20 protein-coding genes, 1 tRNA gene and 1 riboswitch are annotated in these 20133 nt (G+C 68.2%); of the genes, 9 read left to right on the top strand and 12 right to left on the bottom strand.

What is annotated here, in order from left to right; all coding sequences use genetic code 11:
• Window positions 1–62: 62 nt before the first annotated feature.
• Window positions 63–278, bottom strand: a complete 216-nt coding sequence (locus Q7V15_RS09345) for a hypothetical protein (RefSeq protein ID WP_304755298.1) — start codon at window positions 276–278, stop codon at window positions 63–65.
• A gap of 180 nt (window positions 279–458) precedes the next feature.
• On the opposite strand from Q7V15_RS09345, the gene Q7V15_RS09340 reads away from it, so the two are divergent.
• On the top strand, window positions 459–938 hold the full coding sequence (locus Q7V15_RS09340) for a DUF421 domain-containing protein (protein ID WP_304755297.1): 480 nt from the start codon (window positions 459–461) through the stop codon (window positions 936–938).
• A gap of 6 nt (window positions 939–944) precedes the next feature.
• Here Q7V15_RS09340 and thiC read toward each other — a convergent pair whose 3' ends face one another.
• On the bottom strand, window positions 945–2780 hold the full coding sequence (thiC, locus tag Q7V15_RS09335; RefSeq protein ID WP_304755296.1) for a phosphomethylpyrimidine synthase ThiC: 1836 nt from the start codon (window positions 2778–2780) through the stop codon (window positions 945–947).
• Between the two features lie 32 nt (window positions 2781–2812).
• Window positions 2813–3220: a hypothetical protein gene (locus Q7V15_RS09330; RefSeq protein WP_304755295.1), complete on the bottom strand. Its 408-nt coding sequence runs from the start codon at window positions 3218–3220 to the stop codon at window positions 2813–2815.
• A riboswitch (TPP riboswitch) is annotated at window positions 3215–3323 on the bottom strand. Its footprint overlaps the gene before it by 6 nt.
• 131 nt (window positions 3324–3454) lie before the next feature.
• Here Q7V15_RS09330 and Q7V15_RS09325 point away from each other — a divergent pair.
• Complete coding sequence (locus tag Q7V15_RS09325; RefSeq protein WP_304755294.1) at window positions 3455–3895, top strand: DUF6491 family protein; 441 nt, start codon at window positions 3455–3457, stop codon at window positions 3893–3895.
• Between the two features lie 21 nt (window positions 3896–3916).
• Here Q7V15_RS09325 and Q7V15_RS09320 read toward each other — a convergent pair whose 3' ends face one another.
• On the bottom strand, window positions 3917–5518 hold the full coding sequence (locus Q7V15_RS09320) for a tetratricopeptide repeat-containing sulfotransferase family protein (RefSeq protein ID WP_304755293.1): 1602 nt from the start codon (window positions 5516–5518) through the stop codon (window positions 3917–3919).
• A 141-nt stretch (window positions 5519–5659) separates the two neighbouring features.
• Here Q7V15_RS09320 and Q7V15_RS09315 point away from each other — a divergent pair, with 141 nt between their 5' ends.
• From Q7V15_RS09315 to Q7V15_RS09300, 4 genes are all read left to right on the top strand, one after another.
• Window positions 5660–8074, top strand: a complete 2415-nt coding sequence (locus Q7V15_RS09315; RefSeq protein ID WP_304755292.1) for a TonB-dependent receptor — start codon at window positions 5660–5662, stop codon at window positions 8072–8074.
• A gap of 112 nt (window positions 8075–8186) precedes the next feature.
• Window positions 8187–8582, top strand: coding sequence for an MAPEG family protein (locus Q7V15_RS09310; protein ID WP_304755291.1), 396 nt, complete (start codon window positions 8187–8189; stop codon window positions 8580–8582).
• 117 nt (window positions 8583–8699) lie between these two features.
• Window positions 8700–9704 (top strand): D-cysteine desulfhydrase, encoded by a 1005-nt coding sequence (locus Q7V15_RS09305; RefSeq protein ID WP_304755290.1) that lies wholly within the window; start codon window positions 8700–8702, stop codon window positions 9702–9704.
• On the top strand, window positions 9701–10390 hold the full coding sequence (locus Q7V15_RS09300; protein WP_304755289.1) for an aspartate/glutamate racemase family protein: 690 nt from the start codon (window positions 9701–9703) through the stop codon (window positions 10388–10390). The genes Q7V15_RS09305 and Q7V15_RS09300 overlap by 4 nt, the downstream gene beginning before the upstream one ends.
• Before the next feature lie 3 nt (window positions 10391–10393).
• On the opposite strand, the gene Q7V15_RS09295 is transcribed toward Q7V15_RS09300, so the two are convergent.
• The 5 genes from Q7V15_RS09295 to Q7V15_RS09275 all read right to left on the bottom strand — a co-directional run bounded on the left by Q7V15_RS09295 (window position 10394) and on the right by Q7V15_RS09275 (window position 14430).
• Window positions 10394–11242 (bottom strand): neutral zinc metallopeptidase, encoded by an 849-nt coding sequence (locus tag Q7V15_RS09295; RefSeq protein ID WP_304755288.1) that lies wholly within the window; start codon window positions 11240–11242, stop codon window positions 10394–10396.
• 57 nt (window positions 11243–11299) lie between these two features.
• Window positions 11300–11665, bottom strand: a complete 366-nt coding sequence (locus Q7V15_RS09290) for a hypothetical protein (RefSeq protein WP_304755287.1) — start codon at window positions 11663–11665, stop codon at window positions 11300–11302.
• Window positions 11666–11730: 65 nt separating this feature from the next.
• A complete protein-coding gene (locus tag Q7V15_RS09285; RefSeq protein ID WP_304755286.1) occupies window positions 11731–12300 on the bottom strand; it encodes a tetratricopeptide repeat protein in 570 nt (189 codons plus the stop codon).
• 138 nt (window positions 12301–12438) lie between these two features.
• Window positions 12439–13365, bottom strand: a complete 927-nt coding sequence (locus Q7V15_RS09280) for a DMT family transporter (RefSeq protein ID WP_304755285.1) — start codon at window positions 13363–13365, stop codon at window positions 12439–12441.
• A gap of 30 nt (window positions 13366–13395) precedes the next feature.
• Window positions 13396–14430 (bottom strand): hypothetical protein, encoded by a 1035-nt coding sequence (locus Q7V15_RS09275; RefSeq protein ID WP_304755284.1) that lies wholly within the window; start codon window positions 14428–14430, stop codon window positions 13396–13398.
• A 214-nt stretch (window positions 14431–14644) separates the two neighbouring features.
• On the opposite strand from Q7V15_RS09275, the gene Q7V15_RS09270 reads away from it, so the two are divergent.
• Window positions 14645–16054: a DASS family sodium-coupled anion symporter gene (locus tag Q7V15_RS09270; RefSeq protein ID WP_304755283.1), complete on the top strand. Its 1410-nt coding sequence runs from the start codon at window positions 14645–14647 to the stop codon at window positions 16052–16054.
• Between the two features lie 111 nt (window positions 16055–16165).
• On the opposite strand, the gene Q7V15_RS09265 is transcribed toward Q7V15_RS09270, so the two are convergent.
• Window positions 16166–16250: transfer RNA gene (locus tag Q7V15_RS09265), tRNA-Leu, on the bottom strand.
• Between the two features lie 167 nt (window positions 16251–16417).
• On the opposite strand from Q7V15_RS09265, the gene Q7V15_RS09260 reads away from it, so the two are divergent.
• Window positions 16418–16762, top strand: a complete 345-nt coding sequence (locus Q7V15_RS09260) for a FeoA family protein (protein WP_304755282.1) — start codon at window positions 16418–16420, stop codon at window positions 16760–16762.
• The gene (feoB, locus tag Q7V15_RS09255; protein ID WP_304755280.1) at window positions 16759–18636 is read left to right on the top strand and encodes a ferrous iron transport protein B; all 1878 of its coding nucleotides are present in this window, start codon (window positions 16759–16761) and stop codon (window positions 18634–18636) included. The genes Q7V15_RS09260 and feoB overlap by 4 nt, the downstream gene beginning before the upstream one ends.
• Here feoB and Q7V15_RS09250 read toward each other — a convergent pair.
• Window positions 18633–19127, bottom strand: coding sequence for a MarR family winged helix-turn-helix transcriptional regulator (locus tag Q7V15_RS09250; RefSeq protein ID WP_304755279.1), 495 nt, complete (start codon window positions 19125–19127; stop codon window positions 18633–18635). The genes feoB and Q7V15_RS09250 overlap by 4 nt on opposite strands.
• On the bottom strand, window positions 19124–20131 hold the full coding sequence (locus Q7V15_RS09245; protein WP_304755278.1) for a fumarylacetoacetate hydrolase family protein: 1008 nt from the start codon (window positions 20129–20131) through the stop codon (window positions 19124–19126). Before Q7V15_RS09245 ends, Q7V15_RS09250 begins: the two co-directional genes overlap by 4 nt.
• Between the last annotated feature and the right edge of the window lie 2 nt (window positions 20132–20133).

Genomic DNA, 20133 nt, shown 5'->3' with positions numbered 1-20133 from the left:
GGCGAACGAAGGGGTGGAGCCTTTCGCGTCCCACCGCCGCCGTCAATGGCGGCCGACGACAATCACCGCTGTCGGCGCAGGGCGCTCCACAGCAGGGTCAGACCGGCCAGGATCAGGACCTGGCCGATGGCGGCGATCAGGGTGGTAGCCCCCAGACCCAGCTGAAACAGGGCCTGTTCCAGCATCGGGGTGCGGCCGTAGGAGACGGCCAGCATCGCGCTGACCAGGGTGAACCCGGCCAAGGCCGCCGCCATGCCCCACGCTGCGCGACGCAGCATGGGCCGTCTGCCGATTTGCGGCTGGGGGTCTTCACCGTCCATCATCATGCTCCTGACGCAGGTTTAGCTTGGTCTGTCGAGGAGGCGGCGCCTTGATCAACGTCAAGGCTTCCCGTGGCGGTGGAGCCTTTGCCCCCCCGAAGGGTTGATGGCCCATGCGCTCGCCCCATCTTCGCCTCCATGTCGCCTGACGCCCTGTTCACAGGCTGGGACCCGATCGTCCGCATCCTGGTGGTCGGGGCCGCAGCATATCTCGCCCTGGTCGTCGTCCTACGGACCTCCGGCAAACGGACCCTGTCCAAGCTCAACGCCTTCGATCTGGTGGTGACAGTGGCGATTGGTTCGACCTTTTCCAGCATCCTCACCTCCAAGGATCTGGCCCTGGCCGAGGGCGTGGCGGCGCTCGCCCTGCTGGTCGGCCTGCAATACGGCGTCACCTTCCTGTCAGTCCGCATCAAAGGGGTCGACCGGCTGGTCAAGTCAGAGCCCAGCCTGTTGCTGAAGGATGGGGAACCCCTGCCGGGCGCCTTGCGTCAGCAAAGGGTTACGCAGGAGGAATTGGTCGCCGCCATCCGCACCTCGGGCGGCGCCCAGCTTTCGGACGCCGCCTTCGTGGTGCTGGAGTCAGACGGCAGCCTCAGCGCCGTCCTGAAGGGCTGAAGCCCCTCAGGGCTTGGTCGGCACATAGACCTCGCCGCCTGTCGCCCGGAACTTCTCGCTCATCTCCGCCATGCCGCGATCGGCGAACTCATTCTGGGCGCGGGCGGCCTCGCGAATGTCCTGGCTGATCTTCATGGAGCAGAACTTGGGGCCGCACATGGAGCAGAAGTGCGCCGTCTTGTGCGCCTCCTTGGGCATGGTCTCGTCGTGATAGAGCCGCGCCGTCTCTGGATCGAGGCCCAGGTTGAACTGGTCCTCCCAGCGGAACTCGAACCGGGCCCGGGACAGCGCATCGTCCCAGGCGCGGGCCGAGGGATGGCCCTTGGCGAGGTCGGCGGCGTGGGCGGCGATCTTGTAGGTGATCACCCCGTCCTTCACGTCCTTGCGATCGGGCAGGCCCAGATGCTCCTTGGGCGTGACGTAGCAGAGCATGGCGGTGCCGAACCAGCCGATCATGGCGGCGCCGATGGCGCTGGTGATGTGGTCATAGCCCGGCGCCACGTCGGTGGTGAGCGGGCCCAGCGTGTAGAAGGGCGCCTCGCCGCAGACGGCCAGCTGCTTGTCCATATTGGCCTTGATCTTGTGCATGGGCACGTGGCCTGGCCCCTCGATCATGGTCTGGACGCCGTATTTCCAGGCCACCTGGGTCAGCTCGCCCAGGGTCTCCAGCTCGGCGAACTGGGCGGCGTCATTGGCGTCGGCGATGGAGCCGGGCCGCAGGCCGTCGCCTAGGCTGAAGCTGATGTCATAGGCCCGCATGATCTCGCAGATGTCTTCGAAGTGCTCGTAGAGGAAGCTCTCCTGGTGGTGGGCCAGGCACCATTTGGCCATGATCGAGCCGCCGCGGGAGACGATGCCGGTGACCCGGTTGGCGGTGAGCGGCACATAGGCCAGGCGCACGCCGGCATGGATGGTGAAGTAGTCCACCCCCTGTTCGGCCTGCTCGATCAGGGTGTCGCGGAACACCTCCCAGTTCAGGTCCTCGGCGACGCCGTTCACCTTTTCCAGGGCCTGGTAGATGGGGACGGTGCCGATGGGCACGGGGCTGTTGCGGATGATCCAGTCGCGGATGTTGTGGATGTTGCGGCCGGTGGACAGGTCCATGACCGTGTCGGCGCCCCAGCGGATGGCCCAGACCATCTTGTCGACCTCATCGGCGACGGTGGAGAGCACCGCGGAGTTGCCGATATTGGCGTTGATCTTGACCAGGAAGTTCCGGCCGATGGCCATCGGCTCCAGCTCGGTGTGGTTGATATTGGCCGGAATGATCGCCCGGCCGCGGGCGATCTCATCGCGGACGAACTCCGGTGTCACCAGGTCGGGGATCGAGGCGCCGAAGTCCTCGCCGTCGCGGATGAAGGCCTCGCCCTCCTTGCGGCGCAGGTTCTCGCGGATGGCCACATATTCCATCTCCGGCGTGACGATGCCGCGGCGGGCATAGTCCATCTGGGTGACGCTGACCCCGGGCCGGGCGCGGTAGATCCGGCGAGGCTGGCTGAACTCCGGCGCCAGGTGGGCGCCCCGGGCGAAGCCATTGTCCTCGGGCTTGACGTTCCGGGGGTCGGCGACGACCTCCACATCCCCACGGGAGACGACCCAGGGCTCGCGGGTGCGCGGCAGGCCCTTGTCGATATCGATGCTGGCCGCAGGATCGGTATAGGGACCCGACGGATCATAGAGGGTCACCGGCGGCTCGCCGGCGCTTTCATGCACAGCCACCTCCCGGAAGGGCACGCGGATATCCGGCCAGAGCCGCCCGGCCTCATAGACCTTCTTCGAGCCCGGGCGCTCCCCGGTCGGGATGGCGTCGGCGTCGAGACTGGGGGTCAGCGGCTTGTTCATGGAGGGTCTCTGTGAGGATGTCGGAATGAGGTTCAGGCGGCGGCCTGGCGGTATCCCACCAGGGTCAGCCAGACCCCGACGCCCACGGCGGCGAGGCCAGCAGCCACCACCAGGGGCGTCGAGGCGATGACATTGTCGGCAAGGTCGAACAGGACGCTGGGGGCGAACAACAGGAAGGCGCCGCGCAGGGTCAGCAGCCAGATCGTCACGCTGAGCGCGATTTCGGCCGGCGTACGCCAGCGTTGGTGAACCGCCATCAGGGCCAGCCCCGCCAGCAGAAGCAGCATGCCGGTGACGAAGGTCAGCGCCGGGTCGGCCTGGAAAGCCTGGATCAGGTCCACCAGATCATCACGGCGCAGCACCGCCGCCGCGCCAGCCAGGGCGAGGAACGGCCCGAGAATCCGGGCGGTCAGTCGTGTCGATTCCAGCACACGCGCCATGGCGCTCTCCGTTCCCTTCGCCGGCATGACCCGGATCAGGTTCAACGGGTCGCGGGCTCCCCCGCCTCTCAGCCGCCCAAGCGCGGCCCCCCGAGGACGAAAGAACTCTAGTCCGCACCGACCGGTCCGCCAAGGGGCGGCGGGTCAAGCTTTGGCCCCATTGTGCCGCGAGACCGGCTGACGGACTGGAACATCGGGGGCAGGCCCCTCGTTTGGCCACAGGAGGAGACAGCAATGACCGTCCCGTTCGCTACGGCCTTGGCCGCCCTCGGCGCCCTCACCCTGGCCGGCTGCGCCGCAGGGGGGCCTCAGGCTCCCGTCGGCGGGCCGACCGCCCAGTCCATGGCCGCAGGCGGTCCCGAAGCCGGCCGCGCCTGCTTCCGCCTGAACGCCATTCGCGGCCAGAAGATTGTCGACCGCAACACCGTCCTGTTCCGCACCAGCGTCGGTCCGCAGGACGTGTTTCGCGTGACCATGCGCAACGCCTGCCTGACCACCAGCGCCTCCGACCCCCTGGTGCTGATCCCGTCGGGGGGCTCGGACATGGTCTGCGACCGAATGGACCTGGATGTGCGCGTGGCCTCGCCCATCGGCGCCACGCCCTGCCTGGTGCAGGAAATCCGCAAGCTCACCCCCGCCGAGGTCGCCGCCTTGCCCCGCGACCAGCGGCCCTGAGGAAGCGGTCCTGAACCTGGCCTAATCCTCCACCTGAACCCCAGCCGCCTCCAGCGCCTGACGTAGGGGGGCAAGGCCTGGTCCATAGCGACGCCAGCGTCCGATGGAGGTGGCGTAGATCGGGCTGCGCACCTGGACAGAACTGGCTGTGGCCACCGGGGCTGTGTTCTCGTGGAAGGCCAGGCAGCGGGGATCGAAGTCCAGGCCGCAGAAGTCCAGGAGCCGCCGCGTCTCAGCCTCCTGGTCGGCGACCAGATCCTCATAGGCGAGTTCGGTGAATCGGTCGGCGGGCAGGACGTCGCGCCAGTGGGCCACCAGCCGGTCGAAGCCGCCATAATAGGCCCCCGTATGGGCCAGGTCGTAGGCGTAGTCGTAATAGGAAAAGCCGGTGGCGAAGAGCTGCCGGAAGTTCGACAGGCAGGCGTCCATGGGATGGCGCCTCAGGCAGATGATCCGCGCATCGGGCAGCGCCCGGTGGATGAGCCCCGCATAGACGAAGTTCAGGGGCATCTTGTCGATGAAGCGACCACTCCCCGAGACCAGGGCTTCCACGCTCTTCAGATAGGCCTCGCCAGCCTTGCGCAGGTCGAGGTCGCCGGCCGCCTCAAGGGTGGTCTCGTCGAGCACGAAGGCGCCCGGCGAACCGGTCATGCGCTTGAGGACCAGACCGAAATTGGTCAGTTCGCCCGCCGAGGCGACCTGTGGATGGCTGGAAAGAATGCGATCCACCAGGGTGGTGCCGGTGCGCGGCAGACCCACCACAAAGATCGGCCGATCCGACCGGTGGCCCAGGGCCGCTGTCCCTGGCGGGAAGGTCGCCTGGGCGGCGGCGAAGAGCTCGGCGTCGGCCCGGGGATCGTAGCCCACCTGTCGGCCCTTGGCCGCCTTGGCCGCGATCAGCCAGTCGAGGGCCTGGGCGAAGTCGCCGAGATCCTCGTGGGTTTTCGCCAGGGCGTGGCCAAGGTGCAGGCGCGCCTCGGCTGAGTCCGCTGCCGAAAACCGCGCCTCAAGCTCCGGCAGGAAATTGGCCTCTGAGGTCTGACGTCTGAGCTGAACCCTGGACGACCAGGCGCGGTGCAGGTCGGGATCCAGGGCCAGCGCCTGGGCGTAGGCCGTCTCGGCGCCGTCGAAGTCCCCGGAAAACTGCCGTGACGCGGCGAGGTTATAAGCAAAGCTCGCATGGCGTGGCTCGCGCGCAAACGCCGCCTCGAAATAGCCGATGGCGCGATCATGCAGACCCGCCCGGCTATAGACCACGCCCAACGTATCGAGGGTCAGGGCGTCCGCAGGCCCGCGGCCAGCGGCGACCTGGGCCTGGGTCAGGGCCTCGTCTCGGCGGTTCAGCGCAATCAGGCAGCGGGCCAGCTGGGCCGGCGCCCGGGGATCATCGAGATCAAGGGACGCGGCCTTGCCAAACAGCTCGGCGGCCTTGCCCGGATTGTCGTGATCGGCCGCCAGCACGCCCAGCAGGAACCAGGCGCCGGCCGCTTGGGGATCGGCCGCCAGGGCCTCCATGCAAAGGGCGTGGGCGGGCTCATAGGCCTTTTGCGCCATCAGGCGCTCGGCCCTGGCGAGGCGACTCCCAGGGCCGTCCGCGTCGGCCTCAATGGACGTTTCGGTCATGGGGCGCCGTCAAACGAGCGCATACGCGCACATAATTTCGTCATACTGAATAATTGCGTTCTGCGGTGCAACAAGGCCCTTGAGGCCCGGTCCAGCCGTTCCGCAGCCTGCCTCTCAGCAAAGCCGAGGGGAAGAACCATCATGCGTCTCAACCTGTCTCCGCGGGCCATCCTGCTGACCTCGATCAGCACGCTCGCCGTCACCGTCGCGACCCCGACCATCGTCTCCGCCCAGCCGGTCGAAGTCCAGGAACTGGTCATCACCGCCACCCGGAGAGACTCGACCGTCCAGGATGCGCCCATCAACATCGCCGCCGTCGGCGCCGTCGAAATGGAGAGACAGGGGCTCAAGGACCTGTCCGACGTGGCCAAGTGGGTGCCCGGCATCCACATCGTCGACCAGGGCTCCCGCGGCGACAACCGGATCATCGTTCGCGGCCTCAACGCCGACCCCCTGGGGTCCGCCGAAGGGGTCAGCGGCGGCGGCGGCACGGTGGCCACCTATGTCGGCGAAATCCCGCTCTATGTTGACCTGCGGACCAACGACCTGGAGCGGGTGGAAATCCTCCTGGGGCCGCAGGGCACGCTCTATGGCGCGGGCACGCTTGGGGGTGCGATCCGTTATATCCCCAACAAGCCCAGCTTCCTCGCGCCGATGATGGAGGTCCGCGCAGACGCCTATCAGTACAGCGAGGCCAGCAGCCTGTCCCGGGACCTGGGCGTCACCTTCAATGCGCCGCTCAGCGACACCTTCGCCCTGCGCGCCTCCTTCGATCAGCTGAGCGACAGCGGCTTCATCGACTACAACTTCCTGGTCCAGCAGCCGGGCATTTCCGACCCCGATCCAGACTTCAGCAACCCGACCGCGGTCTCCCAGAACCTCACCAGCAAGAAGGATGCGAACTACGAGTCAGTGGCCTCCGGCCGCCTGGCGGCCCGCTGGGCTCCTACCGACTGGCTGGACGGGACCCTGACCTATCACTTCCAGGAAAAGGACATCGGCGCCCGTCAGGTCAGCCATCGCCGCAGCACCCTGGCCACCGGCGACTATGTTTCGGCCGAGCGGGTCCTGGAGCCCAACCGCCGGTGGAACGAACTGATCGCCCTGGAGATCGCCGCCGACCTGGGCTTCGCCCAGCTGACCTCGTCCACCGGCAAGTCGCGCTACACCGAACGCGGTCAGCGCGATCAGACAGACCTGCTGATCAGCCTGGAATACAGCTACGAGGCCTTCCCGACCTTCACCGCCTATACCCTGGAGGAGGCCGGCCAGCAGGTTGTGAGCCAGGAACTACGCCTGGTCTCCGACCACGGAGGCCCCTTCAACTGGATCCTGGGCGGCTTCTATTACGAGCTCGACTCGAACGCCTCGAGCAAGGAGTTCACCCCGGGCTATGCGGAATGGCTGGGAGGAGAGCGACCTGACGCCCTGGAATACTACAATGTGGGCCTGACCGACCTGAAGGAGCAGGCCCTCTATGGCGAAGTCTCCTACGACATCACCTCGGCCTGGCAGGTGACCGTCGGCGCCCGGCGCTATTCCTACGAGTTGGAGACCTTCCAGGCCGTCGACTTCCCGCTGCTCTACAGCGTGTTTTTCGGCGCCGGCCCAGACGAGATCAATTTGAACTTCGAACCCGGCGGCCAGAAGGACAGCGGCTGGCTCTACAAGTTCAACACCTCCTACAAGTTCAGCGAGAATATCCTGGGCTATCTGACCGTCAGCGAGGGCTACCGGATCGGCAACTCCAACGGGGTCGGCCCCTGCCCTGTGCCCCTGCCGACCAACCAGATCAGCTGCGCCCTGCCCAACGAACTGGCCTATCAGCCGGACAAGACCCTGAACTATGAGATCGGGCTGAAGACGCAGCTGTTCGACAATCGCCTGACCCTGAACGGCTCGGCCTACTTCATTGAATGGAGTGACCCACAGGTTTCCTCGGCCACCGAGAACGGCCTGATCCCGATCACCAAGAATGGCTCGGCCGCGGAGTCCAAGGGGGTCGAGGTGAACTTCATCGGCCGGCTGGCTGAGTCCTGGACCGTGCGGGGCAGCTATTCCTACAACACCTCAGAGCTCACCGAGGTGACTCCGAATCTGGTGCCCCGGTTCAATCCTCCGGGTTTCCAGAGCACCATCACCTATGAGGACGGCATGCCCGGGGATCGCCTGCCGGGATCTCCGGAGCACCAGGGCAGCCTGTTCGTCGACTATGAGCGGACCCTCGCCAACGGCCTGGACTTCGGCTTCAACTATGGCGTCACCGCCCTGTCGGACGTGCTGACCCGGACCGGCGGCCGGGCCGAGAGCCTGACCCTCGAGGGCTACCAGGTTCACAACGCCGCGGTCTCCCTGGGGACCAGCGACTGGACGGCGACGCTCTATGTGAAGAACCTCTTCAATGAGTTCGCCGAGACCGGCGCCCGGGGAACCAGCCAGTTCAATCAGCCGGTCTTCGACGGGAACGGCGACCGGGTCTATGTGCGCAGCCACTACACCTATGTCCTGCCGCCGCGGGCCATCGGGGTGCGCTTCAGCCGCAGGTTCGGGGGCTGAGTCCGTCCCGCACCTGACCGCGTTGACGCCGGGTCGTCCTTGACGGCGGCCCGGCGCCGGCGTCCCCTCCTGCGCTGAAGCTCCGCCAGGGAGCGAAAAGGGGGACGACGCGATGACCATTGAACTCGTCATGCTGGCCTGGACGCTGGTCCTGGCCTTCATCCAGATCCTGCTCTTCGACATGGCCCGGACCGCCCAGTACGGCCTGAAGTGGAACACCGGCGCCCGGGACGAGGAGATGCCGCCCCTCAGTCCCCGCGCCCAGCGACTGCAGCGGGCCCAGGCCAATCTGTTCGAGACCCTGCCCATCTTCATCGGCGTCGTGCTGATCGCCCATGTGACCGGTCGCGGAACCGAGCTGAGCGCCATCGGCGCCCAGGTCTATTTCTGGGCCCGGGTGGCCTATGTGCCGCTCTACGCCTTCGGCGTGCGCGGCCTCCGGTCCCTGGCCTGGCTGGTCAGCATCGTCGGGCTTGGCCTGGTGGCGGCGCCGATCCTCGTTCCCTGACCGGGTGGAACGCAGACGACGGGTCAGGCGCGTGACAGGGCGCGTTCTGATAATCAGACAGTTCCGTCTGATCGCTTCATGCTCTAGGGCACGCTCGAGTTCATCGAGGAGCCGATCATGCACCTGGCCCGCTTTCCCCGCGTCCGTTTCGCCCACCTGCCCACGCCGCTTGAGGCTGCTCCCCGACTGGGGGAAGCGCTGGGCGGTCTGAACCTGTTCATCAAGCGGGATGACGCCACGGGCCTGGCCGGTGGCGGCAACAAGACCCGCAAGCTGGAATTCCTGGCGGGCGAAGCCGTGGCCCAGGGCGCCGACACCCTCGTGACCCAGGGCGCGATCCAGTCCAACCATGTGCGCCAGACGGCCGCGGCCGCCGCGAAGCTCGGCATGGCCTGCGAGATCATCCTGGAGGCGCGCACCGGCTCCAGCGCCGTGGACTACAACCAATCGGGCAATGTGCTCCTCGACCGCCTGCTGGGCGCGAACATCGAGACTGTGCCCGGCGGCAGCGACATGAACGCCGCCCTTGAGCGCGTCGCCCAGGGGGTGCGTGAGCGCGGCGGCCGGCCCTATGTGATCCCCGGCGGCGGCTCCAATGCGGTCGGCGCCCTGGGCTATGCCGACTGCGCCCGGGAGCTGGTGGTGCAGGCCGACGCCATGGGCCTGAAGATCGACCGCATCGTGACCGCCACCGGCAGCGCCGGCACCCATGCGGGCCTGGTCGCGGGCCTGGCGGTGATCGGCGCCGACATTCCGGTCCTGGGCATCGGGGTGCGCGCGCCCCAGGCCGCCCAGGAGGCCAATGTGTTCAAGCTCGCCCAGGAGACCTGCGCCCTGCTGGGTCAGGAAGGCCGCGTGAGCCGCGATCGCGTGGCGGCCAACTGTGACTATGTGGGCGCCGGCTACGGCCTGATCGACCAGGCGGTGATCGACGCCTTGAAGCTGGCGGCCCGCACCGAGGCTCTGATCCTGGATCCGGTCTATAGCGGCAAGGCCATGAAGGGGCTCATCGACCTGTGCGCCCGGGGCGCCTTCAAGGACGAGACCGTGGTCTTCCTGCACACCGGCGGCGCCCAGGGCCTGTTCGGCTATCAGGGCGAGTTGGAAGGCCAGCTGTCATGAGTCTGATCCTCGGGGTTCTTGGGGGAATGGGGCCGCGGGCGACCCTGGAATTCCTCGCCAAGCTGCAGGCCTACACCCCTGCCGAGCGCGATCAGGACCACATCCGGGTCCTGATGGATCTGAACCCCCAGGTCCCTGACCGCAATGTTCCTGGCGCAGCGGCGGGTCCCGTTCTGGCGGAGATGGCCGGCGGTCTGGCGGGTGGCGGGGCTGAAATCCTGGCCATGCCCTGCAACACCGCCCATGCCCATGCCGACCTCATCGTCCGGGCCACAGGTCTGCCGCTGATCGACATGATCGGCGGCGCGGCCAAGGCTGCGGCCGAGACCGGCGCCCGCCGGGTCGGCGTGCTGGGCACCAAGGGGGCGCTTCGGCTCTATCGGGAATATCTCGCCGCCCGGGGCCTGGGCCTGGTCACGCTGCCGGCCGAGCGGCAGGGGGCCTTCATGGCGCTCCTCTATCGGATCAAGGCCGGCGACCTCTCCCGGGAGGCTTGCGCGGAGATGGCCGGGCTCGCCCGCGAACTGGTGGCCGAGGGGGCCGAGGCCCTGATCGCCGGCTGCACCGAGGCGCCGCTGGTGCTGGGACCGGCCGACACCCAGGTCCCCCTGATCGACGCCGGCGACCTGCTGGCCCAGCGCTGCGTGGCGGTGTGCCTGGAGCACGAACCGCCGCCGCCCATCTGACGCCTACAGGCGCGCCGCGCTGAAGGTGTCGCAGGCGTTGGGGTCGCCGGTCTCTGCGCCCCGCCGGAACCAGGCCATGCGCTGGGCGCTGGAGCCGTGGGTGAAGGCGTCGGGCACGACCCGGCCCTGGCTCTGCTTCTGCAGGGTGTCGTCACCAATGGCCGAGGCCGCCGCCAAGCCCTGAGCGATGTCGTCGGGACCCAGGGCGACGGCGCCCCCCGACGTACGCTCAGCCCGAGCCGCCCAGACGCCGGCATAACAATCAGCCTGAAGCTCCAGGCGCACCGCCCCGCTCTCGGCGCCCTGGGAGCCCATGCGCTGGGCCTGGTTCATCTGGCCGGTCAGGTTCTGGACATGGTGGGCGATTTCATGGGCGATCACATAGGCCCGGGCCGCCTCGCCCGCGGCCCCGAACCTGTTTTCCAGGTCATCCCAGAAGGACAGGTCCAGATAGACGCTGCGGTCAGCCGGGCAATAGAAGGGCCCCATGGCCGCCTGGCCTGTCCCGCAACGGGTGCCGGTCGCCTGCTCGTAGAGCACCATGGCCGCCGGTGGTTCATAGGTCTGGCCCGCCTGGGCGAAAATCTCGGTCCAGACCTCAGCGGTCGAGGTCTCAATGACGTCGACGAACTGGCCGGCCTCATCGTCAGGGGCGCCGCGAACCCCAGAACTCTGGGCCGCTGGAGCGCCTGCGCCATTGACCACGCTGAGCGTCGTCGAGGGGTCCACGCCAAACACGAAATAGCCGATCAGGGCCAGGACGACACCGCCGATACTGAGCCCGCCCGCCACAGGGCCGAGCCCTCGGCGGTCGTCAATGTTCCCAGAGCGTCGTCCCCCGCGCCACCGCATCCGCCGTCCCTCTCAAAGCCTTGCGCCAACCATGCCCTGATCGGAGGGCTGCGCCTACTACCGGCTGCGCTCCAGGATCGCGGCGACCCGCGCTCGAGAATCGGCCAGGCGACCGTCAGGAATCTGCACACGCTCGGGCGCGCCGCTGGTGTCGAGGCCCGGAGCGGCGCCGAGCCAGGGGACCTCCGGCCCGGTCATCCAGATCGGCGGGGCCTGCTGGCGACGTAGATCCTGCGAGGCGCGCTCGGTCTGAGCCTGGGCCGAAAGGGCGTTCAGCTCATTGTTCAACGCCACGGACCGCTGGCGCTCCAGCTGCAGCTCGGCCTCCAGCACCCCGATCTGGTGCTGCAGATAGGCGTCCTGAGCCGCCGCCGGCGCGGCGGCGGCCAGGGTCAGGACCAGGATCGTGAAGGGCAGGCGCATGCGTCGACTCCGGCGGAAGCTCCCTACCCAACGCGCGGAGTCCCACCCGGGCTCCGTCCTTCGGGTCAGTTGGACTCCGTTCGGGTGGTCACCGAGAACCGGGTGAGCTGCTCGGCCGGCGCAGCCCACTCCGGCGCGAGCTCCTGAGCCTTCTGGTAGTCGAGATAGGCCGAGCGGGCGTCCTCCAGGCCCTCATGGGCCAGGGCGCGGTTGTAATAGGCCTTGGCCGGCTCTTCGACCCCCAGTTCCAGACCACGGTCGATGGACGGGAGGCTCTCAGCATACTTCCGCTGGCCGATCAGGGCTGCGCCGCGATTGACGTGGCCCTCGCCCAGGTCTGGCTTCATCTTCACCGCCAGATCGAAATCGGCGATGGCCGGCGCGTACTCCGCCCGTCGCATGCGCAGGACGCCGCGATTGACATGGGTGCCAGCCCGATCGCGGGCGTTCATGAACTCGGTTTCCAGAGCGATGTCGCAGAACTCTTCGAAGCGCCTGTCGGACCGACCATCGACGGCGGCGCGGGAACAGGCCTCGGCCATGCCCCCGCCGATGACGGTGACCGCGCCGTGGGCGCCGCCGGGGACAGCGGCGATGGCGGCGAGGGCCGCCAGGATGGAAAGGCCACGCACCATGGTGGGACCTCCTGTTTGGAGTCTTTCGCCGGCCCAACGCCGACGACAGGGGCAGAGTCTTCTCGTATCGACGTTCCGTCAATGTGACAGAACACGTCAGGGGCGCAATTTACCGTTGAATATCAACCGGGGGAGGACTCAGCTCCGGGTCTCGCGGCGCCGGGTCGTCTCCCGGTAGAGGATGTAGAGACCGCTCGCGGCGACGACGCCGGCGCCGACCAGGGTGAGCGGTCGGGGCAGTTCATCCCAGACAAGGAAGGCGAACAGGCTCGCCCAGACCAGTTGGGTGTAGTCGAAGGGCGCCACGACCGCGACCGGGGCCACCCGGATCGCTTCGGTCAGCAGAAGCTGCCCGACCCCGCCCAGCAGGCCCATCAGCACCAGCAGCGCAAAGGTCTCCCGGTCGGGCATGACCCAGCCGAAGGGCAGGCTGGCCAGTCCGGCCAGGGCGCCGGCGACGGTGAAGTAGAAGACGATACGCGGCCCGGGTTCGGTCATGCTGATCTGGCGGATGGTGATCATGGCCAGCGCCGAGCCGACGGCGCCGATCAGGGCGAAGATGACGCCGATATTGGCCAGATTGGCGGGGTCGGGCCGGATCATGATGAGCACGCCCACAAACCCCACCGCCACGGCGGCCCAGCGGTGCGGCCCCACCGCTTCCTTCAGGAGCGGAACCGACAGGGCGGTCATGAACAGGGGCGCGGAGAAGGACAGGGCCGTGGCCTCGGTCAGGGGCAGGTGCGACACCGCGACGAAACCGCCGATCATGCCGGTCAGGCCGACCATGGCCCGGATGGCGTGGGCGCCCGGTCGGCTGGTCCTCAGAACCCCAAACCCGCTGGTCCGCAAGATGTAGATGGCGATGGGAATGAAGGCGAAGGCGTTGCGGAAGAACAGGGTTTCAAAGATCGGGACTCCCCGCTCCGACGCCACCTTCACCAGGCCAAACAGACCCGCCAGACAGGCCATGGCGCAGACCCGCAGAAGGACCCCCAGCCCGATCCTCGCGGCAGGACGTTCCGGGCCGGAACCTGGGGTGGGGACGGAACTGGCGCTGGCCATGGCTGGCCATGACCCGACGAGGGGCCAAGGTCAATCTCTGGCCGCAGGCGGCTCCTGTTTTCCGTCGAAGACGAGACCGAGGCGGGCCATGGCGCCAAAGGCGCGCTGAAGATCGCCCAGATGGGCCGCCATCAACCCCTGAGCCAATTCAGACTGGAGGGCGGCGGCCGGGGCGATGACCCCGCCCCGGGTGCGGGCGCACAGGCGGTCGCCGATCAGATGGTTCACATGGCGTCGGGTGGTCTCGAAGGGATGGCCAATCACCCCGGCCAGGGCCAGGACGCTGATGGGCGCCAGCATGTCATCCGGAGGCGCCCTTTTCAGGCCGCCGTAGCGCCGCGTCAGGACGGGGTCCTGCCGCAGGGGCTCGAAATTGTGCTGCAGGATGGCCAGCAGAATGAGGCCGCGACTGAAGTCGCCGGCTGCACCCACGAGCCGCTCGGCGAATCGCAGGACGTATTCCACCGTGATGCGAGCGGCCAGGCGCTCTGGCGCCGTGAGGGGTCCGACATCCGGCGGCGCGGCGACACCCCCCGTCAGATCGAGGCCCGGCGCCAGGGTGATGATCTCCCGCGAGAGCTGGCTCACGGCCAGGTAGCTGCGGGCCAGGGCGCCCCGATTGGCCTCCGTCATGAGCACGGCGCTGGGCACATAGACCCCCTTGGCGGTGCGCACGCAGATCCCGGCGGCCTCCAGCGCCGCCACCCGTCGGCGCACGGCGTCATAGGGAACGCCCAGGGAAGCGGCGAGGGCCCGGGCGCTGATGGGTCGACGGGTCTCGTCGGGTGGCGGCGTCTCGAACTGGGCGTGGCGGCGGGCCAGAACCGGGTCGCGCGACACGTGGCGGACATTGGCCTCAAGAATCCCCAGGGTGAGCAGCCCGGACAGGGAGTCGCCCCCCGACAGGTGTTCCAGCCGCTTCATGCTGCTCAGAAAAAACGGGATGGCGCACTGGAGCACCAGCCGGGCGACGTCTGGTTCGCCCGGCTTTCCTCCGTCTGGGGATGGTCCGTGGGGCGGGACCAGCTCCGGCTCATTCCCGGCCGTGGTCTTGGTCTCGTCCATGAGGTCTCTTGATGGCGTCCGAGGACGTTGATTGACCTTAGGTTAGCACGACTACCGCCGGAGGGGGACGGCCACGGCTGGCGCCGCGGGCGGCCTTGGGTCCATATTGCCGTCGGGGAGGCCGCTGCGACGCGGCTAAGGGGGGACTCCAAGGGTGCAGTTAGAGTTTCAGGACAGGTCGGCCAAAGCCGAGGGGCGCGGCCGTTTGGCTGGCTTGGCGCTCGCCCTCGGGGCGTTTGTCGCCATTCTACTGGCGCCGGACTTCGGCTCCGGCCCGGCCGTGCGGCCGGTGGCGGCGGTGACCGTCCTGATGGCTATCCTCTGGATGAGCGAGGCCGCCCCCCTGGTGATCACCGCCCTCTTGCCTCTGGTGCTGTTTCCAGCCCTGGGCGTCAGCGACATCCGCGAGGCGGCGACGCCCTACGCCGACCCCGTGATCTTCCTCTTTCTGGGGGGCTTCGTCCTCGGCGCGGCCATGGAGCGCAGCGGGCTGCACAAGCGGATCGGCCTCGGCTGCGCCGCGGCGGCCGGCGCGACCCCGCGTCGCCTGGTGGCCGGAATGCTGGGCGCCACCGCGCTCATCTCCATGTGGATCAGCAACTCGGCGTCGGCCGTGCTGATGATGCCCGTCGCCCTGGCGATCCTGGCCCTGGCGCAGGACCATGGCGGGCGGGAAGATCCGGTCTCCCTTCGCAACCTCGGAATCGCCCTGCTTCTGGCCGTGGCCTATGGGGCCAGCATCGGCGGGATGGCGACCCTGATCGGCACAGCGCCCAATGCGCTGATGGCCGGCTACATGGCCCGGGAACACGGCGTCGAGATCGGCTTTGGCCAATGGATGATGATTGGCGTGCCCGTCGCCCTGCTCCTGCTGGCCGGGGCCTGGCTGGTCCTGACCACCTTGAACCCCGTCAAGCTGACCCTGCCGGAAGCCAGCGTCCTTTTCCGTGAGGAGCGCGCCCGCCTCGGAGCCATGACGACAGCGGAAAAGCGGGTGTCGATCGTCTTCGCCCTCGCCGCCTTCGCCTGGGTCTTCCGCCCGCTGTTGACCCCCTACGCCCCGTGGCTCAACGACACCGGGATCGCCATCGCCGCAGCGGCGGCCCTGGCCTTCTTGCCTTCAGGCCAGGCGCCGGGCGACCGCCTGGTGACCGAGGCCGAGCTCAAACGCCTTCCCTGGGGAGTGCTCACCCTGTTCGGCGGCGGGCTCAGCCTGGCGGCGGCGATTTCCAGCAGCGGACTGGCCGCCTGGCTGGGAGAGCTTCTCAGCATCCTGGGGGGATGGCCGGTGGCCGCCCTCATCGTCCTGGTCACCGTGGCGATGATCTTCCTGACCGAACTGACCAGCAACACCGCCTCGGCCGCCACCTTCCTGCCCATCGGCGGAGCCCTGGCCCTGGCGATCGGGGTCGATCCGATGCTGTTCGCCCTGCCCCTGGCGATCGCAGCCTCCTGCGCCTTCATGCTGCCGGTCGCCACGCCCCCGAACGCCATCGTCTATGGGGGCGGCCTGATCAGCATCGCGCAGATGAGTCGGTCCGGCCTCTGGCTCAATCTGATCGCCGCCGCCGTTCTCTCAATGGCGGCCCTGATCGCCGTGCCGCTGGTCTTCGCGGCGACCTAGGGCGCGCTCCGCAAAAGTGGAAACCGGCTTTTTGCGTTGAAAGCGCGCTCCAACCCATAAATCTGGAGCGTTTCGGCCGCCAGGCCGGCGTCCGCCGCCGCCATCAAGGTCTGGTGCCCCCGGTCGGACTCGAACCGACACACCTTGCGGTACCGCATTTTGAGTGCGGCGCGTCTACCAATTCCACCACAGGGGCCCGCGGGTGGCGCAATCTAGCGGGAGGATACGGCGCGTCAACGGAGCCTCGCGCCGGACAGGCCGCAAGCCCAGCCACAGGGCTTGCATCGCGGGCGCCTCAGTCGTAACTGATAATCGTTCGCAGGCATTCCGCCGCGTCCCACGCCCCCGTCGTCGGATTCCGCCATGGACGATCTATCCCTCTCGCAGCCCCTAACCGCCGCGGCGGACCTCGCCACAGGCGAGCTTCGGTTGAGCCAGGCGCGGCGGGGGGATCGAGGCGTGATCGGCGCAGTTGGTTCGGGAGTCGCCGCCAGTCCTGGGGGTCTGGACGCTCAGGAGCTTGAGCGCCGCCTGCTGGAGCTGGGCTTTGTGGAGGGCGCGACCATCGAAGTGATCCACGAAGGCGCCATCGGCCGCGATCCCATCGCCGTTCGACTGGACGACATGCGCGTGGCGCTGCGCCGGCGGGACGCCGTCGACATCGTGATCCGCCTGGAGTCCTCGGCGGCTGGACCCGACGCCCGATGAGCATAGCCAGCGCCCGCATCGCCCTGGTCGGCAATCCCAACTCCGGCAAGACCGCCCTGTTCAACGCCCTGACCGGCAGCCACCAGAAGGTGGCCAACTATGCCGGCGTGACAGTGGAGAGGAAGGAAGGGACCATCACCACCGCCAGCGGGCGCACCGTCTCGGTGCTCGACCTGCCCGGCACCTATTCCCTGCGCGCCCGCAGCCCCGACGAGGCGGTGACCCGGGACGCGATCCTCGGCCAGCTGAAGGGGGAGACCCCGCCCGACGTTGTGGTCTGCGTCGCCGACGCCACCAATCTGCGCCTGGTGCTGCGCCTGATCCTCGAGCTGCGGCAGGTCGGTCGGCCCATGGTGCTGGCGCTCAACATGTTCGACATCGCCCAGCGCCAGGGCCTGCGCATCGACCTGGAGGGCCTGTCCCGCGACATCGGCGCGCCGATCGTCACCACCGTGGCCACCCGCAAGCGGGGCATCGAGGATCTGGTCGCCCAGATTGAAGCCAAGGTCGAGGCCCTGGCGGCGACCGGCGCCCTGGAGGCTCCCAACACCTGGCACGAGCCTTCGCCTGCGGAGATCCGCCAGGCCCACGCCGAAGCCCAGCGGACCATGAAGGCCCATGTGCGGCCGGCCGAACGTCCCGACACCCTGACCGGCAAGATCGACGGGGTGTTGCTGCACCCGGTGGCGGGCCTCGCCATCCTGCTGGCCCTGTTGTTTGTCATGTTCCAGGCGGTGTTCGCCTGGGCCGGTCCTCTGATGGACGGGATCGAGGGGGGCATGGGGGCCTTGGGCGGCCTGGTGGCCACGGTGCTGCCGGACGGTCTTTTGCAGAGCCTGATCGTCGATGGCCTGATCGCCGGGGTCGGCAGCGTGCTGGTCTTCCTGCCGCAGATCCTGATCCTGTTCCTGTTCATCATCCTCCTGGAGGACTTCGGCTATATGGCCCGGGCCGCCTTCCTGATGGACAGGATCATGGGCGGGGCCGGCCTGCACGGCCGGGCCTTCATTCCCCTTCTGTCGTCCTTCGCCTGCGCCATTCCAGGGGTCATGGCCACCCGGGTGATCGACTCCAGGCGCGACCGCCTGACCACCATCATGGTCGCGCCGCTGATGACCTGTTCTGCGCGGATCCCGGTCTACACCCTGATCATCGCCGCCTTCATTCCCAACCAGACGGTCTGGGGTTTCGCCAGCCTGCAGGGGCTGGTGATGTTCGGCCTCTATGTGGCCGGCATCACCAGCGCGCTGGCCATCTCCTTCATCGCCCGCAGGCTCTTCTGGCGTGGCCAGGTCGAGCCCTTCCTGATGGAGCTGCCGACCTACAAGACCCCTGACCCCAAGAGCGTGCTGCGCAATCTGTGGCAGCGGGCGGCGATCTTCATGAACCGCGCCGGCCGGATCATCCTGCCGCTGATGGTGCTGATCTGGGTCCTGTCCACCTTCCCCTATCCGCCGGAAGGCGCCACGGGGCCGGACATTGATTACAGCTTCGCCGGCCAGCTGGGCCACCTGCTGCACCCGCTGTTCGCCCCCATCGGCTTCAACTGGCAGATGACCGTGGCCCTCATTCCGGGCATGGCCGCCCGGGAGGTCGCCGTGGGCGCACTGGGCACCGTCTATGCGGTGGCCAACGCCGAGGAGCAGGTGGGCACCCTGGCCGGCGCCCTGTCGGCCGACTGGTCCCTGGCCATGGGGCTGGCCTTCCTGACCTGGTACGTGTTCGCGCCGCAATGCGCCCCGACCCTGGCCGTGGTGAAGCGCGAGACCAACAGCTGGCTGTGGCCCTCTGTGATGTTCGCCTACATGATCACCCTGGCCTACCTGGCGGCCATGGCCGTCTATCACGGTGCGGTCGCCCTGGGTTGGGGCTAACTCGCCTCGGTTCGCTCCCCGGCCAGGACGCCGGCGGCGCCTTGCAGGCGTAACAGCAGGCGCTTGAGCAGGGCCACTTCGCTGGGGTCGAGACCCGAGATCAGGGCGGCCTCATAGGCCAAGGCCAGGGGCGCGATCTCGGCGTGCAGGCGAAGGCCTTCCGGGCTCAAGGCCACCACATGGGACCGGCCGTCCAGGTCATTTTCCGACCGCACCAGCAGGCGCCGTTTGGCCAGGCCCTGGGCCGCGCGGCTGACAGTCACCTTGTCCATGCCCGTGCGGCTCACCAGGGCGCTCTGGTTCATCGGGCCATCCTCGGCCAGCACGCAGGTCAGCCGCCATTGCGGAATGCTAAGGCCAAACCGGTCCTCATAGGCCCGGGCGATCAGTCGGCTGACGGCGTTGGAGGCCACCGACAGGCGATAGGGCAGATAGGCGTCCAGCTGGAGGCCGGTAGTGTCAGCCGGCATCGTCCTGGGCTGTGCGGTCATAGGGCCTGGACCTCCTGTTCGATGGCGCCGAACATCGAGTGTCGGCGCCCATCGCGCATTTCAATCCGCACCGTGTCGCCGGCTTTCAAGAACGGTGTTCTGGGCGCGCCATGGGCCAGGGTCTCCACCGTCCGCACCTCGGCGAGGCAGGAATAGCCGACGCCGCCCTCAGCCACCGATTTTCCTGGACCGCCGTCGGGGCCGCGATTCGACACCGTCCCCGATCCGATGATCGTGCCCGCCGCGAGCGCCCGGGTCCTGGCCGCGTGGGCGATCAGCACACCGAAGTCGAAGGTCATGTCGACGCCGGCGTCGGCACAGCCCAGGACCTTGCCATTCAGCTCCACCTCCACCGCCCCGTGCAGGCGGCCGTCCCGCCAGGCCTCGCCGAGCGCGTCCGGCGTCACCGCCACGGGCGAGAAGGCCGAGGCCGGCTTGGACTGGAAGAAGCCGAAGCTCTTGGCCAGTTCGTCAGGGATCAGGTTGCGCAGGGACACATCATTGACCAGCAGCACCAGGCGCACATGGTTCAGCGCGTCGGCCGGGCTCACCCCTTGCGGGACATCGCCGGTAATCACCGCCACCTCGGCCTCCAGGTCGCAGCCCCAGGCCTCATCGGCCAGCGGGATGGGATCGCGGGGCGCCAGGAAGCCGTCGGAGCCCCCCTGGTACATCAGCGGATCGGTCCAGAAGCTCTGCGGCATCTCCGCCCCGCGGGCCCGGCGCACCAGCTCCACATGGTTCACATAGGCCGAGCCGTCGGCCCACTGATAGGCCCGCGGCAGGGGGCTGGCGGCCTCGTGTTCGTGGAAGCGTTCCTTGGGCACCCCGCCGTGCTCCAGGCTCTCGGCCAGGGCCCGCAACATGGGTTCGCATCGCTCCCAGTCGTCCAGGGCCGCCTGCAGGGTCGGCGCCACAGTGGCCGCATCCGTGAACCAGGCCAGGTCGTTGGAGACCACCACCAGCCGGCCGTCACGGCCGGACTTCAGCGAGGCGAGCTTCATCT

Source organism: Phenylobacterium sp., from assembly GCF_030651755.1.
In the GTDB taxonomy this organism is placed as follows: domain Bacteria; phylum Pseudomonadota; class Alphaproteobacteria; order Caulobacterales; family Caulobacteraceae; genus Phenylobacterium.
Note: the sequence above shows the minus strand (reverse complement) of the source record. Positions and strands in the feature narration are given on the sequence as shown.